This is a genomic window from Nitrososphaerota archaeon (genome assembly GCA_027887005.1).
In the GTDB taxonomy this organism is placed as follows: domain Archaea; phylum Thermoproteota; class Nitrososphaeria; order Nitrososphaerales; family Gagatemarchaeaceae; genus UBA183.
In genome coordinates this window covers 41,292-54,407 of record JAPCJI010000003.1, presented here as the reverse complement: position 1 = coordinate 54,407, position 13,116 = coordinate 41,292, and the positions used below count along the sequence as shown (strand labels likewise).

The following is a 13,116-nucleotide window of genomic DNA, read 5'->3' as shown; positions in this document are numbered from 1 at the left end:
GGTTGCCTTGATTGACGAGCCTGAGGGAAGCGCTGATTCCTCGAGAGCGGCGGTCAGGCGCTTTCTCGAGCCGAGGAGCATCGCGGTAATCGGGGCGTCGAGGGAACGGGACTCGATTGGCGGCGCCCTCTTTAGGAACTTGGTCGAGGCGGACTTCAACGGTACAGTCTATCCAGTCAATCGCGATTCCAAGGTAGTCCAGACTGTGAAGGCGTATCCGTCGGTCTCGGAGTGTCCTGACCCCGTAGACCTCGCGTTCATCGTCGTGCCCGCCAGGTTCGTAGTCCAGACTGCGAGGGAGTGTGCCAAGAAGGGAGTCCAGGCGCTGGTGGTGATCTCCGCCGGGTTCGCGGAGATAGGCCCCGAGGGCGCGAAGCTCCAGGACGAGCTGGTCGGGGTCTGCAGGGAATCAGGAATGCGCCTCATAGGGCCTAACTGTATGGGGATCATCAACACCGACCCGGCCGTCCGCCTGAACGGCCAGTTCGCTGCTCCTGTCTCAAGTCTCGGCAGGATTGGATTCCTGTCGCAGTCAGGGGCTCTCGGCTACGTGATAATCGACCAAGCGAACAAGCTCGGACTAGGAATGTCCAGTTTCATCTCCGTGGGGAATAAGGCGGACATTTCAGGGAACGACCTGATACAATACTGGGAGGAAGACAAGAACACGGACCTCATCTTGCTGCATCTGGAGTCCTTCGGGAACCCGAGGAAGTTCGCCAGGCTGGCTCGAAGAATCTCGAGGATGAAGCCAATAGTCGCGGTCAAGGCGGGAAGGTCAGCGGCGGGGTTCAGGGCGACGCAATCCCATACAGGCGCTTTGGTGGCTGCGTCGGAGACCGCGGTGGAGGCCCTGTTCAGCCAGGCGGGGGTCATTAGAACAGATTCATTGGAGGAGATGTTCGACGTAGCTGCTTTCCTTTCCACTCAACCGGTGCCGAAAGGCAACAGGGTCGCCATTGTGACAAACTCCGGTGGACCGGGGATCCTCGCGGCGGACGCCTGTGAGAGCCTCGGAGTCCACGTGCCTGAGCTCTCCGAAAGGACGAGAGGGAGGCTTGCGAAGTTCCTGCTTCCCATAGCCGGGACCAAGAACCCTGTTGACATGACATCGGTGGCGGACGCCGAAGACTACGGGAAGGCGATACGGGTGGTCGCAGAGGACCCGAGCGTGGACTCGCTGATTGTCATCTTCATCCCCCCAATCGCTGTCAGGACAGAGGACGTGGCGGCGGCCATCCTCGGGGCAGCAAAGGACCTGAAGGGGCGCATTCCGATCATCACGAACTTCATGGCCACCAAAGGAGTGTCAGGGCAGCTTTCCGGAGGGAACATCAGGATTCCATCCTATCCGTTTCCTGAACTTGCGGCCCAGGCACTTTCCCAGGCAGTGCGCTATTCGAAATGGCTGGCTGCGCCCACAGGGAAGGTCAAGGACTTCCCGAAGGTCTTGAGGGGGGAGGCAAAGGGGGTTGTTCTGAAGGCCCTTGGCCTGGGCCAAAGCTGGCTCGATGCCAGATCCGTTGACGAGCTCCTGCGGTCCTACGGCATCTCCCTGGTCAACACGGCCAGGGCGACAAGCTCCGAGGAGGCGGGGAGGCTCGCACTCGGATTCTCCGGGAGGGTGGTTCTCAAGGCTAACGCTCCTGCGCTAGTCCACAAGATCGAGCTTGGGGCAGTGAAGCTCGGCCTGGATCCGGGGGACGTTGAATCTCAGGCCCGCCAGATGGGCTCTAAGCTCAGGAGGAAAGGAATTGGGGATGTTTCGTTCATCGTGCAGGAGATGGTCACCGACGCGGTCGAGATGTTCGTGGGCGTGACAAATGACTCCGACTTCGGCCCGGTGGTGGCCTGCGGCGCTGGAGGCACCTTCGTCGAACTGATCAGAGATGTGGCCGTGAGGCTTACTCCCCTGACCGATACCGACGCGGGGTCGATGGTGCGGTCCCTGAGGACCTTTCCCATGCTCGACGGGTACAGGGGCGAGCCGAAGCGGGACGTCGGCGCCCTAGAGGACCTACTGCTCCGGGTAAATCAGCTGGTGGAAGAGATACCCGAAATCGCGGAGCTGGACCTCAACCCTGTGATGGTGCTTGGAGACGGAAAGGGGGTGATGGTTGTGGATGCTCGTGTCCGAGTCGCTCCGGCTTCGGGTGCCCCAGCCTTGGGTGCGGCCAAGCGATAGACCCGAAGAATCGGTTCTGGCGGCCCAAACCGAATGCTTTCGGGAGAAGTCATTTATCAGGGCAAGAACGCGTCGAAAACGCATGACCGAATCACAGGGAATCGCCGAGTCAAAGATTGACGTCCACTGGAAGGAAGAGCCGCTTGTCGACCCGCCGAAGAGTTTCGTAGCCCAAGCCAACATGGCCGACGGTGACATCTACAAAAGGTTCAGCGAGAAGAACTTCCCAGAGTGCTACAAAGAGTACGCTGAGATGCTGACCTGGGACGAGCCCTGGAAGACCACCCTCGACGCGAGCAATCCCCCCTTCTGGAAGTGGTTCGTGGGTGGGAAGCTGAACGTTGCCTACAACTGCGTCGACAGGCACCTTGAAAAGTATGGAAACAAGGCAGCGATCGTCTGGGTTCCCGAGCCTGAAGACGAGCAGATCCAGACCATCACCTACCAGGAGCTGTACGTCAGGGTCAACGAGTTCGCGCTGGTCCTTCAGTCGCTGGGTCTGAAGACGGGAGACAGGGTCACCTTCCACCTGCCGATGACCCCTGAGCTCCCCATTTCCATGCTGGCCTGCGCAAGGCTCGGGATAATCCACAATGAGGTGTTCGGAGGGTTCAGCGCTAAGGCTTGCGCCGAAAGGGTTGTGGGTTCTGGGAGCCATATCCTGGTAACATGCGACGCGTACTATCGAAACGGACAGCTGCTCGACAAGAAGAAAGACGCCGACCAGACAGTGGAGGAGGTCAAGAAGCTGGGAGGGACTCTGGACAAGGTCCTGGTCTGGAGGCGCCACAGAGGGAAGTACGTCTCGGATGCTCCCATGGTGGAGGGACGCGACCATTTCGTGGACGACCTGCTGAAGGAGCAGAGGGGCAAGACGGTCAAGCCGGTGTCGATGGACGCCGAAGCACCTCTCTTCCTGATGTACACGAGCGGTTCCACGGGCCGCCCGAAGGGTGCGCAGCACAGGACTGGAGGATACCTGGCATACGTGGCAGGGACTGCGAAATACGTCCAGGACATCCATCCTCAGGACGTCTACTGGTGCTTCGCCGACATCGGCTGGATTACCGGCCATTCGTACATTGTCTACGGTCCGCTGGCGGTCGCGGCGACCAGTGTGATGTACGAAGGCGTCCCGATGTTCCCCGACGTCGGAAGGATCTGGCGCATCGCCGAGCGGCTCGGAGTCAACATCTTCCACACCGCCCCGACCACCATCAGGATGATGAGGAAGGCAGGCCCGGAGGAACCGCGCAAGCACAGCTATCACTTCAAGTGCATGACGACTGTAGGGGAGCCGATCGAACCCGAGACTTGGCACTGGTTCTACGACGAAGTGGGCAAAGGGGAGGCTGCTATTACGGACACCTGGTGGCAGACGGAGACGGGTGGTTTTCTATGCAGCACGGTCCCCGCGGTCATTCCGATGAAACCTGGGAGCGCAGGCCCGGGGATGCCCGGCATCTACCCCGTGATACTGGACGACGAAGGAAGAGAGGTGAAGGCAGGGGCTGGGGCAGGGAACATCTGCATCAGGAACCCGTGGCCGGGGATCATGCAGACCATCTGGGGAGACCCTGACAGGTTCGTCAAGGTATACTACGAGAGATACTGCAGGGACAAGGAGAGCAAGGACTGGAGAGACTGGCCATACTTCTCAGGGGACGGCGCGATGGAGAGCGCTGATGGGTACTACAGGATCCTGGGGAGAATCGACGACGTGATCAAGGTCGCGGGGCACAGGCTCGGCACCAAGGAGCTTGAGAACGCGGCGCTTACTACCGAAGAGGTGGGGGAGGCCGCAGCCGTCGCCGTGGAGGACGAGCTAAGGGGACACGTCCCGGTGATCTACGTGTCCCTGAAGCCTGGCTACGAGCCCAGTAAGGAGCTGGCATCGAAGATTAGGGACAACGTGTCGAAGGAGCTAGGGCCTATCGCGAGGCCGAAGAGCGTCTACATCGTCCCGGACCTGCCGAAGACGAGGTCGGGAAAGATAATGCGAAGGATCCTTGTTTCGATATCCGAGAACCGAGATTATGGGGACGTCACGACACTGGCGAACGCGGAAGTCGTCGAGCGCATAAGAGACCTGGTCCAGGGAAAGGAAAAGTGAGGATCTGCAGCGGGGTGGGCTAGGCCCTGGCACGGACGGGGAACGTGGGCAGGACAGTCTTGCCGTATACCTCGTTCAGGACCAATGCCACTGAGGCATACATCGCGCTCAGGCCACACACCACACCCTCGTAGCCTGCGTAGGTTAGGAGGCTCGAGTTGCCCCAGGCGAACCCGCCCGCGAGCATGAAGAATAGGATGAAGAGGGAACCGAACACGAACATCAGGGAGCCGTTTATCCTCAGGGTCCCGAAGAACATGAAGAGCGTAAAGAGACCCCAGATGAAGAGGTAGGAAGACAGGGAGGCCGCACTGGCAGCTGCCCCCAGGCCCAGTTTTGGAAGTATCTGGATCATTGCGAAGGACTCCCAGAAGAAGCCGTAGGAAAGGAAGGCCGTCATGCCGAATGTGTTGCCCTTTCTGAACTCGAAGGCACCTGCGATGATTTGCGCCGCGCCCCCGTAGAATAGCCCCATGGTGAGGATCACAGAGTCCAGAGGATAGACGCCGGCGTTGGCTAGGTTCAACAGCACAGTCGTGGTGCCGAAGGCCATCAGGCCGAGGGGCGCAGGGTTGGCAAGGATCGGGTTGGAAGAAGCGGGCCCTGCAACAGCCATGAGGCTGAGGCCCTGGGGCATCATAATAAGCTCCGTCCCGAACTGGTTTGGTTGGACGCTTCGAAGCCCTTAAAGGAAGAGCCAGGGGGACGGCATCCTAAATGGGAGCGCCGAGGAAGGGGCTTTCAACGGCAGGGACCGCGATAATCGTTCTCATGCTCGGCGTGGGGGTAGTGTCGACGGTCTACATCTCGTCGGCCCAATCGGGCTCCGACCAGCTCAGCTCCCAGAGCCAGCAGATCGCCTCTCTGAAGCTACAGCTCCAGCAGCTCGTCGCTGAGGTCAACAGCGGGAGCTCGTCTGGGAACACGCGCCTGACCCTCCCCATAATGAATCAGACACCGACGATTCGATCAATTAGAGAGACGTGGTACCTCACTCCTGCGGCTCACCAGGACAGGTTTGACCCATCCTTCGTGATCGTGAACCAAGGAGACAACGTCCGCATCACGCTGATTGATAACGACACGGTCGCCCACGACTTCGTAGTGGGACCCCCCTACAACATCGTCGTGAACGCTACCGTCCCAGGTTTGGTCAACGATCTGACAGGGCAGACCTTCACCACGGCGGCGAAGAATAACAGCCCGGGTGTTTCGGTGACTGGAAAACCCGGGAGCGTTCAGGCCGGCTATTCTTTCGTCGCGAAATACTCCGGAATCTACGAGTTCGTCTGCACTTACCATGCGGAGGTTGGGATGATCGGCTACCTCGTCGTGCTCCCCAATGCGGCCTACAACAGCACCGCGACCGGGGGAGGGACAGGGCCAGGGACGTCCCCGAAGACGTCTATGGTCACTATGGTCTCCGGAGCAGGGACCGACACGTCGATCACGGGCTACAGCCCCGACGGCATCACCGTGGTCATTGGCGTGAACAACACAGTACAATGGACCAACGGCGACAGTTCTCCCCACACGGTCACGGCGAATGACGGGAGCTTCTATTCAGGGAACATGGCTCCGGGCGGGACATTCAGCTATACCTTCGCAAGGGCTGGAGTGTACCAGTATCACTGCACCTACCATCCATGGATGATAGGGACCGTGACGGTGAAGGCCTCGGGCTAGCGCAGCATCTCAGCCTGAATAAGCTCTGACAGTTTCTGGAAGTACAGACGAGTGGCGGTCGGCATGTCATCGAGGTTCCGGTCTATCGCCTCGAGCACATACTTCACCGCCCGCTTGGATGTCTTGAACTCAAACTTCATCGGGAGGATCGGGTCCTGGACCACGTCGATCGAGTCCACGAGGTGCCTCGGGGCCTCAGACCTGGCGTCGTCCGCCACCTTGTTGTACCACCCGGCGAGAACGTTCGGGTCAAGCCCAAGCTTCAGGTTCTCGATCTCTTGCAGCAACCTGTTTAGGACCAGCATCTCTTCGTTGGCCAATTGAGTGTCTGAGAACAAGTTGCGCGACAGGCGTTTAAAGAAAAGGTGTCAAGAGATGTTGAGTCTCAGCATAGGTGGTCAACTGCAGCGCATCTGAAAGATCTCGGTCTTCTCGTACTCGGCTTCCCAGAGGTGAGTGCTGTTCCTCCCCCGCCTGACGGTCAGGAGTGTATACCCCTCAGGCCCATCCTTGAAGGCCCTCGTCAGGATGGCGGTGGCCGGTTCGGAGTCCTCGTCGAAGTTGAGGACGATATGCTGCCTGTACTTCTCTACCTCCTTCATGTGGTCGGTTAGGCAGAGGGTCCTGCCCTGGACCCGGGAGGAGGTGATGAGCTTGACCTCGTTGCCGCAGGCTTCGCACTTCACCTTCTTCATCCCGTCGGTCATGCAGACTCGCCCGACACCTATGACCAGGGGGAAGGTGCCCGTCTCCGTCTCGACGGCCCCGCAGATCGCGCACTTGGCAGGAGATTTCGAAGATGTGTGCTGCATTTGGTCGAACGCAAAGCGGGCGCCAATCAATTTAAGGTTGCCTCGCCCAGTCGGGCTTGGGATGAGACTGGAGTCTCTTGAGGCGTTTCCGATTGTGGTCAAGGTAGACGAGAAACTCCGCGCCGGGACGTTCACCTACTCCCAGTACCAGACTGTTGTCGTGAAAGCCGTCTGCGACGGCGTCGGAGGCTGGGGGGAGGCGATGACTAGGTTCGAGCCGGAGGCGACTGCCCTGTTGGTGAGGTACTTCGGCAGGCAGATTATGGGGAGCGAGTTCGCCACGCCGGGGGTGGCCTGGGGGAAGCTGTGGAAGGAACTCAGGGTCAGGGGCCACACGAGGGGGATCGACGTCGAGGCACTGAGCGGGGTCGAGATGGCCTTGTTTGACTGCTATGGAAAACTGAAGCGAAGCCCGATCTCGAAACTGCTTTTCAAAGATTCGCGGTCCAGTGTCGAAGTCTACGCAGGTTCGATTTTCCAATCGAGAGGTCCGCTTGAAGGCCAGATCTCCCGCGCCAAAAATGCGGGGATGAAGGGGGCGAAGGTGAAAGTGGGGTTCGGTGTCAAGAAAGACGAAGGATTGATGAGGCTAGCGAGGAGGGCTTGGCCGGATGGGATGCTCGTCGCCGACGCCAACGGGGCCTACGACGCGAAATCAGCGCTGAAGGCCTGCGAGCTCCTGAAGCGGCTTGGTCTGGAATGGTTCGAGGAGCCTGTGCCGTCGGACGACTGGGAAGGTTACCGACTGCTGAGGGGGAATGGAGTCCCAATCGGGGCGGGAGAGGCTTGGTTCGGCGGAGACCTGCAGTACGCGGTTGAGAATGAACTCATTGACATCCTAGAGCCGAGCGTAAGCAGGTGCGGAGGAATCGGAGTCCTGGCAGATGCGGCGAAGCTGGCACGGCGTGAGGGCCTTGGTTTCTCCCCAATGACCGGGGCGAACTCGGCGATCTCGTTGGCTGCTTCCCTTCAGGTTGCCTGTGCGTTTCCGACTGTTGGGGTTGAGACGAGCCCGTTCCCCAACCCTCTGCTCCATGACCTGGCCCACGGTTTCCACCCAGCGAAGAACGGAGCCATGAGGGTCCCGACCGGGCCGGGCCTAGGGATTGAAGTGGACGAGAGTTTCGTGAGAAAGGCTGCGGCCGTCTGAAGCGCGAATGCGCTGGACGTTTCAAACGGCTGCTGGAAGCGAGTTCGTCCCGACGAGAGCCAGGTTCCTATCTCACCTTGAGTACCGGATCCTGCTCCGGCCTCCGCGGAAACGCCAGCTCTGATTGTTTTCGCGTCGTCTGTTCTGGTGGCGATGCTTCCGTGCAGGTTCTACGGCGACCATGTCGAACAGTATCCGTCGGTAGTTCATCATGAAGGACCTGGCAAAGAACTGGCCCGGGACAACGATGTCGCGCAGGTCGTTCTCGTTCCTCTCGTTGGAGTCGTACATCTCGAACGAGAGACAGTCTTCGAGATATGGCTTGAGCTTGAAGATGGGTGGGTCCACCACCACTTCCTTGGGTATCGGCTCCAGATTGGACGTGCGGAGGAGGTCGTTGAGCGAGTCTCGTGCCGCTTCATAGTTCTTCCACGCCTCTTCCACGAACCCCGGGAAGAATCCGATTGCAACGAGCTTTGAAATGAAAGAGCCCCCAGCGTCCTCTGTGTACTTCTTGAGAAGGTGAGCTTTGATGTTGAGTTCGTTGGTCTTGTCGAAGGCATACAAGAATTGGCGAGCTAGACCTTCTGCCTCCGACTTGTAGGCGTGGTTGAGCGAGTCGCCGAAGGCCCCGCAGGCTAGGAAGAATCGGGCCATGTCATAGTCGTCTGAGATCAGCGCGCTTGAAATCATATGCGCGAAGTCGGGCTCGTAGGGGATTTCGCTCATCAATACCCCCTTCCAGGTGGCCTTGCGGGTGCGGCGGTCGATGGCCCCAATCTCGACCAGCCAGTCTTCGGCGAAGGCAACCTCCCGATGGTCGACTCGGGACATGAAGTCCAGCTCTGATAACTTAAGACCGTACTTTGACATGAGCAGTACAAGGTCAAACGGCGTTTCAGTCTCCAGGGCCTTCCGCACCGGTATGGGGGTTATTTTCCGCGCGATCGGGGTGTCCGTCAGGATGACGGCCCGACCCGGTTTGAAACGACCGATCCTCCCCATCATCTGAAGGAGGGAGTTGTTGTCAAGCTTCTGGTAGCGGAGGGTCTTCTGACCCAGCCTTTCCTTGCTGTCGATTACATCGTTGAAGATGAGGACGTTATCGACATAGATGTTGACGGAGGAGGCTATCACATTGGTCGCGAAGATCCTCAGGTTCTTGTCGAGTTCGGCCCGCTCCTGGATCTTGTTGATCTCTGAGCCCGCCAGGCCTCCGTGGATGAAGACCCCGCCGTAGTTACCGGCATACTTCTCGACCAGGCGCCTCGTGGGGAGGAAGACCAGCCATGACTCATCCCGAGGCTGAGTGTAGAGATAGGAAGATAGGGCGGCGAACATCTCATCGAGGTCGCGTACCAGCTCCATCTCAAGCTTGACCGGAAACCTACGGCCGGTCATCGAGTAGAGTTTGGAGATTCCGAGGAACGACATGAACTCCTTTGGGTCGATTGTGGCGCTCATTATCCGGAAGAGGTTCCCTGCTGCGGCCTCCTCCTTCTTCGCGAGGGACATGCAGAGTTCGAGTTGGGAGGACATTTGGTGGCTTTCGTCGAAGTAGATTGAAGAGTTTGAAATCGAATTCTCAGCGAGCATTCTGAGGAGGACTCCGTCGGTGACGATCTTTATCCTCCCGCCGATGTTGATTTTCGTGTCCTTGGTGATGACCGCGAATTCGCGTTCGAGTTCGGGATGGAGCGCCTTGAGCGAATAGTACAGGGCGTTGCAGGTTGCCCTGGACGGCTCTCGAATGACGATCTGCCTGTTCCCCTTAGACAAGGAGAATTCGTGGACTGGAGTCACGGTGCTCTTACCGGTCCCTACGTCCCCGATTATCACGAAGTGGTCGGAGAAATCTATCGAATCGAGGATCGAGTAGATTGGGAGCGTGGATTCCTTGCCTGCAGGAGTTGAAGGTGACTCGGCCTCTATCCCGGTCACTGGAGCGACGGGAAGCCGGAAGTCGTAGTCGATGTCGAAACCATTGTTAGCCATTTGAAATCTGAAGCCCTGGAAACATCGACCCCCTTGGCCCAGAAATAAACCAGTCTCCCGCATTCGTCCAAGAATCTAACCGCACCACTCTCCGACATTCATGTGGCTGTGGAGGCCCCTCTCAGTTCCACGCCTCGCCTGATGAAGGCCACGGCGAACGTTGCGATCCAGATAAGGAGCCTCACAGGGGAACCATAGATGGTGAAGTCCCAGAATACTGGAAATACCGACACGAAGAACATGGCCGAGCTGACCAGCAAGGAGTTCCGCATCAAGCGAAAACTCCTGAGGAATCTTTGCGATAGTCGTCCAGTTCCCTCCCTAGAGAGTTCGTGATAGAAGTAGGCGAGAATGAGGTTCATCAGACCAATGTCGAGAGCGTAGGCTGCAGTCGAAATTGGTGCTCCGAGTTGGCCGGGAGGCGGTGCGAACGATACTAGGTTGAAGAGGTAAGGCTCGATTGAAACTAGGAAAAGGAGCACCATATTTGCTGCGACGAGCGTCCCGGTTTCGACGGGAAGGACTGACATGGCGTTGGTGTACCTGAACCAAACGAACGCCAGTATGAGGAAGCTGAACCCGAAGAGGGTCAGGGAGCCGACAAGCGAGGAAAGATTGCTGGGCTTGGATGAGATCAGGGCGATTGCTCCAATCGAGAGCGCTAGCCCGAATATGAGGTCGGACAGTGTCTGGATTCTTGGACGTGGGATGACTTTGGCATCCTGAGACGAAGCCGGGCTGCTCTCAGCCAAACTAGAGCAACCCGACGAGTTCGTCCACGTTGGAGATCGTCGCGATGGGAGTGAGACCACCAGCCTGGGTGTCGACCCCTGAGGTCACGAGTATGAAATCGATGCCGGCACGCTTCGCTCCGATGAGATCGGTGTCGACCTGGTCTCCTATCATGACTGCCTTCTCAGGGTCGCATTCCGCGCGTTCCAGCGCCACTCTGAACATCAGAGGCGAGGGCTTTCCGATGACGATCGCCCTTTTCTCGGTCGCGAACTCTATTGCCTTGACAATTGGGCCGGTGGCGATTGCTGGTCCGGTCTTGTACATGTACCGCCTGGAAATGTGGGTGGCCACTATCGGAGCCCCGGTCCGGACGAGTCTGGCGGCATGGTCGAGCTTGTCGTAGGTGAGCGCCCGGTCCAGTCCAACGACGACGAAATCCGCCTTTTCCCCTTGCGTCCGTCTGTGACCGAACTTCCTCATTTCTTCTTCAAGACCAGCTTCACCTACCAGAAAATAGGACACCCGGCCGTGCTTCCGGTGTAGGTAATCGGCGGTCAGTAGGCCGCTTGTGAGCACCTCCTCCTTTCTGATGGGGATGCCGAAACTGCGGAGCCGTGAATATACAGTCTCCACTGAGTCCGTCGAGTTGTTGGTGAGGACGAAGAGCTTCTTTCCGCGCTTCCGCAGGGCTTCAACCGCCTTTGTGCCCCCAATCTTGACCCTGCTCTCCTTCCCTTTGTAGAACACCCCGTCAAGGTCGAAGAGGAATAGGTCCTTGGCCCTCAGAAGAGACTCTGGCTTCATACTTCCAAGACTACCTCCCCTTTCTCTCCATCCACATCGACTGCTGCTCCGGTCTTGACTGCGGAGTAGAGTTCGCGGGGGAAATCCGAGAGCACGGGAATAGACTTGCCGTAGATGATTCTCGACATGACCGAGCCTATAACGGCGGTCAGGTCGGGCCCTTCGGTCACGATCGCTGCAGGCCCGTTCCCCAGCCTGACCGTCTCCAGAAACCAAGAAGACCCAGTCGTCGAGCCCTTTCCGTAGGGGTAGAAGAGAACCTTGCCAGCGACCTTGGAGCCCTTCATCTCGCTGTGGTGGTCTGTGACAATCCCTGTCGCTGGTTCGACGCCGTGGGCGAACGTGAACGCCCTTCGCGAAGTAAGAGCCACTCCTTTGGCGCTCCCGCCGACGAGGCACCGGCCTTTGAAGACCCTTCGGGTCAACGCGTCACCTCCGACAGGATATCGCTCAGAGAGGCATACCTCATCTTAACTTCCCCCTCGGCGGAGATTATTTCCGCAAGCTTGGCCGAGTTCGTAAGGACGATGTTGAAACCCATCCCCTTCAGCGGGGAAATCTCCGCGTCTGTGCTCTGAGAGAGCCGGGCGCCAGATGCCTCGATGTCGGCCCTGATGCCCGTGCGCGTTGCCATGTCGTATGATTGGGACGAGGTGTAGGCGTACATTTTCGAGCCCGTCTTGAGCCTGCGCCCTTTCAGGGCCTTCGCGAGCTGGCCAAGTTCGGTTATCGACAGGTGGGGCACCCCGAGGGCAACCAGGTCGGGAGTCTCCGAGGTCTGGTTCAGCTCTTCCTCCACGGCCTTGAGGTCTGACCTTGTAATATCGATCTTCTCGACGTGTTCACCTCCAGCGGCGGCATTGAGGGACGGGGACCCAGGGGTGATACCCGGGAAGTGGATCATGGTGACTGGGCCCGCAGCCGCTGCCCCGGCGCCCAGGTGCTTGAGGTCGTCGGAGGTGACGTTCCCAGGAAGGCCCCCGAGGGCGGGGAGGCGCGACGCCGCCTTCCTCCCGATGAAGAACCCTATGGAACGGTAGTCAAGGTCACTCGGCCTGTCAATCGATAGGTTGAATGCAAGATTGGCCACCCTGTTCTCATCCTTCAACATGCCGAACTCCGGAGTAAGCCCGAGAATGGCGCAGGCGATGTCCAGCCCTGCCGTGATCTTGTTGGACCGGCAGCCGATTATCGAGTTGGCGAAGACAACCGAACTCGATTCAGCCCAGGCAACGGCCTCACCCCGCTTGGGGAAGTTGCAGACTTGGTACTGAACGCAGGTCCAACACTGGATTCCACCGAGCTTCGCGTATGCCTGGCAGAGCCTCAGTTGCTTGCGCGCGAACTCTTCGGGGATCCCGAAGCTCGCCCAGTTCTCGAGGTCGATGCTCGCCGGGTCCACGGTCGTCGGGACTCCGAACTTTCCCCCTGCGTTCGCGAAGCGCTCAAGGACCTCGATGCCCGCTTCGTGAAGGCTGCTGTAATGGGCGAGCACGTGCGCAGACTTGATGGGAACCAGCGAATCGGCCCCAACTGCATCGCCGACCTTGGTCGCAATCTCCATCGCAAGTTGTTTAGCCTCTCCCGCTTCACCGCGGAACAGCTTCTCCTGGGCCGAATCCAGATGCAATTCTGT

Annotated in this window: 12 protein-coding genes; 4 read left to right on the top strand and 8 right to left on the bottom strand. The window is 58.8% G+C overall.

All coding sequences use genetic code 11. The features are described 5' to 3' along the window. Nucleotides 1–7 precede the first annotated feature (7 nt). Nucleotides 8–2,185, top strand: coding sequence for an acetate--CoA ligase family protein (locus OK438_03665; GenBank protein MDA4124531.1), 2,178 nt, complete (start codon nucleotides 8–10; stop codon nucleotides 2,183–2,185). Between the two features lie 82 nt (nucleotides 2,186–2,267). Next, the gene (acs, locus tag OK438_03660; GenBank protein MDA4124530.1) at nucleotides 2,268–4,298 is read left to right on the top strand and encodes an acetate--CoA ligase; all 2,031 of its coding nucleotides are present in this window, start codon (nucleotides 2,268–2,270) and stop codon (nucleotides 4,296–4,298) included. Nucleotides 4,299–4,317: 19 nt separating this feature from the next. On the opposite strand, the gene OK438_03655 is transcribed toward acs, so the two are convergent. Continuing rightward, nucleotides 4,318–4,938, bottom strand: coding sequence for an acetate uptake transporter (locus OK438_03655; GenBank protein MDA4124529.1), 621 nt, complete (start codon nucleotides 4,936–4,938; stop codon nucleotides 4,318–4,320). Nucleotides 4,939–5,015: 77 nt separating this feature from the next. On the opposite strand from OK438_03655, the gene OK438_03650 reads away from it, so the two are divergent. Further along, nucleotides 5,016–5,984, top strand: a complete 969-nt coding sequence (locus OK438_03650) for a cupredoxin domain-containing protein (GenBank protein MDA4124528.1) — start codon at nucleotides 5,016–5,018, stop codon at nucleotides 5,982–5,984. On the opposite strand, the gene OK438_03645 is transcribed toward OK438_03650, so the two are convergent. Both OK438_03645 and OK438_03640 read right to left on the bottom strand, forming a co-directional pair. Continuing rightward, nucleotides 5,981–6,304, bottom strand: coding sequence for a hypothetical protein (locus tag OK438_03645; GenBank protein MDA4124527.1), 324 nt, complete (start codon nucleotides 6,302–6,304; stop codon nucleotides 5,981–5,983). The two genes, OK438_03650 and OK438_03645, sit on opposite strands and share 4 nt — an antisense overlap. A gap of 78 nt (nucleotides 6,305–6,382) precedes the next feature. Continuing rightward, complete coding sequence (locus tag OK438_03640) at nucleotides 6,383–6,796, bottom strand: hypothetical protein (GenBank protein MDA4124526.1); 414 nt, start codon at nucleotides 6,794–6,796, stop codon at nucleotides 6,383–6,385. A gap of 61 nt (nucleotides 6,797–6,857) precedes the next feature. On the opposite strand from OK438_03640, the gene OK438_03635 reads away from it, so the two are divergent. Continuing rightward, nucleotides 6,858–7,946, top strand: coding sequence for a mandelate racemase/muconate lactonizing enzyme family protein (locus OK438_03635; GenBank protein MDA4124525.1), 1,089 nt, complete (start codon nucleotides 6,858–6,860; stop codon nucleotides 7,944–7,946). Between the two features lie 72 nt (nucleotides 7,947–8,018). Here OK438_03635 and OK438_03630 read toward each other — a convergent pair whose 3' ends face one another. The 5 genes from OK438_03630 to OK438_03610 all read right to left on the bottom strand — a co-directional run bounded on the left by OK438_03630 (nucleotide 8,019) and on the right by OK438_03610 (nucleotide 13,110). After that, nucleotides 8,019–9,941, bottom strand: coding sequence for a helicase-related protein (locus OK438_03630; GenBank protein MDA4124524.1), 1,923 nt, complete (start codon nucleotides 9,939–9,941; stop codon nucleotides 8,019–8,021). A gap of 98 nt (nucleotides 9,942–10,039) precedes the next feature. Continuing rightward, the gene (locus tag OK438_03625) at nucleotides 10,040–10,693 is read right to left on the bottom strand and encodes a TMEM175 family protein (GenBank protein ID MDA4124523.1); all 654 of its coding nucleotides are present in this window, start codon (nucleotides 10,691–10,693) and stop codon (nucleotides 10,040–10,042) included. Nucleotide 10,694: 1 nt separating this feature from the next. Next, complete coding sequence (locus OK438_03620; GenBank protein MDA4124522.1) at nucleotides 10,695–11,480, bottom strand: HAD-IIA family hydrolase; 786 nt, start codon at nucleotides 11,478–11,480, stop codon at nucleotides 10,695–10,697. Then, the gene (locus tag OK438_03615) at nucleotides 11,477–11,905 is read right to left on the bottom strand and encodes a DUF126 domain-containing protein (protein MDA4124521.1); all 429 of its coding nucleotides are present in this window, start codon (nucleotides 11,903–11,905) and stop codon (nucleotides 11,477–11,479) included. Before OK438_03615 ends, OK438_03620 begins: the two co-directional genes overlap by 4 nt. Further along, nucleotides 11,902–13,110 carry an aconitase X catalytic domain-containing protein gene (locus OK438_03610; GenBank protein ID MDA4124520.1) on the bottom strand — a complete coding sequence of 403 codons (1,209 nt, stop codon included), beginning with the start codon at nucleotides 13,108–13,110 and terminating at the stop codon, nucleotides 11,902–11,904. Before OK438_03610 ends, OK438_03615 begins: the two co-directional genes overlap by 4 nt. Between the last annotated feature and the right edge of the window lie 6 nt (nucleotides 13,111–13,116).

Excerpts from the sequence above, each read along its gene's own strand:
- acs (MDA4124530.1), top strand. The coding sequence starts at position 2,268 with ATGACCGAATCACAGGGAATCGCCGAGTCAAAGATTGACGTCCACTGG.
- OK438_03655 (MDA4124529.1), bottom strand. The coding sequence starts at position 4,938 with ATGATGCCCCAGGGCCTCAGCCTCATGGCTGTTGCAGGGCCCGCTTCT.
- OK438_03650 (MDA4124528.1), top strand. The coding sequence starts at position 5,016 with ATGGGAGCGCCGAGGAAGGGGCTTTCAACGGCAGGGACCGCGATAATC.
- OK438_03640 (MDA4124526.1), bottom strand. The coding sequence starts at position 6,796 with ATGCAGCACACATCTTCGAAATCTCCTGCCAAGTGCGCGATCTGCGGG.
- OK438_03635 (MDA4124525.1), top strand. The coding sequence starts at position 6,858 with ATGAGACTGGAGTCTCTTGAGGCGTTTCCGATTGTGGTCAAGGTAGAC.
- OK438_03630 (MDA4124524.1), bottom strand. The coding sequence starts at position 9,941 with ATGGCTAACAATGGTTTCGACATCGACTACGACTTCCGGCTTCCCGTC.
- OK438_03620 (MDA4124522.1), bottom strand. The coding sequence starts at position 11,480 with ATGAAGCCAGAGTCTCTTCTGAGGGCCAAGGACCTATTCCTCTTCGAC.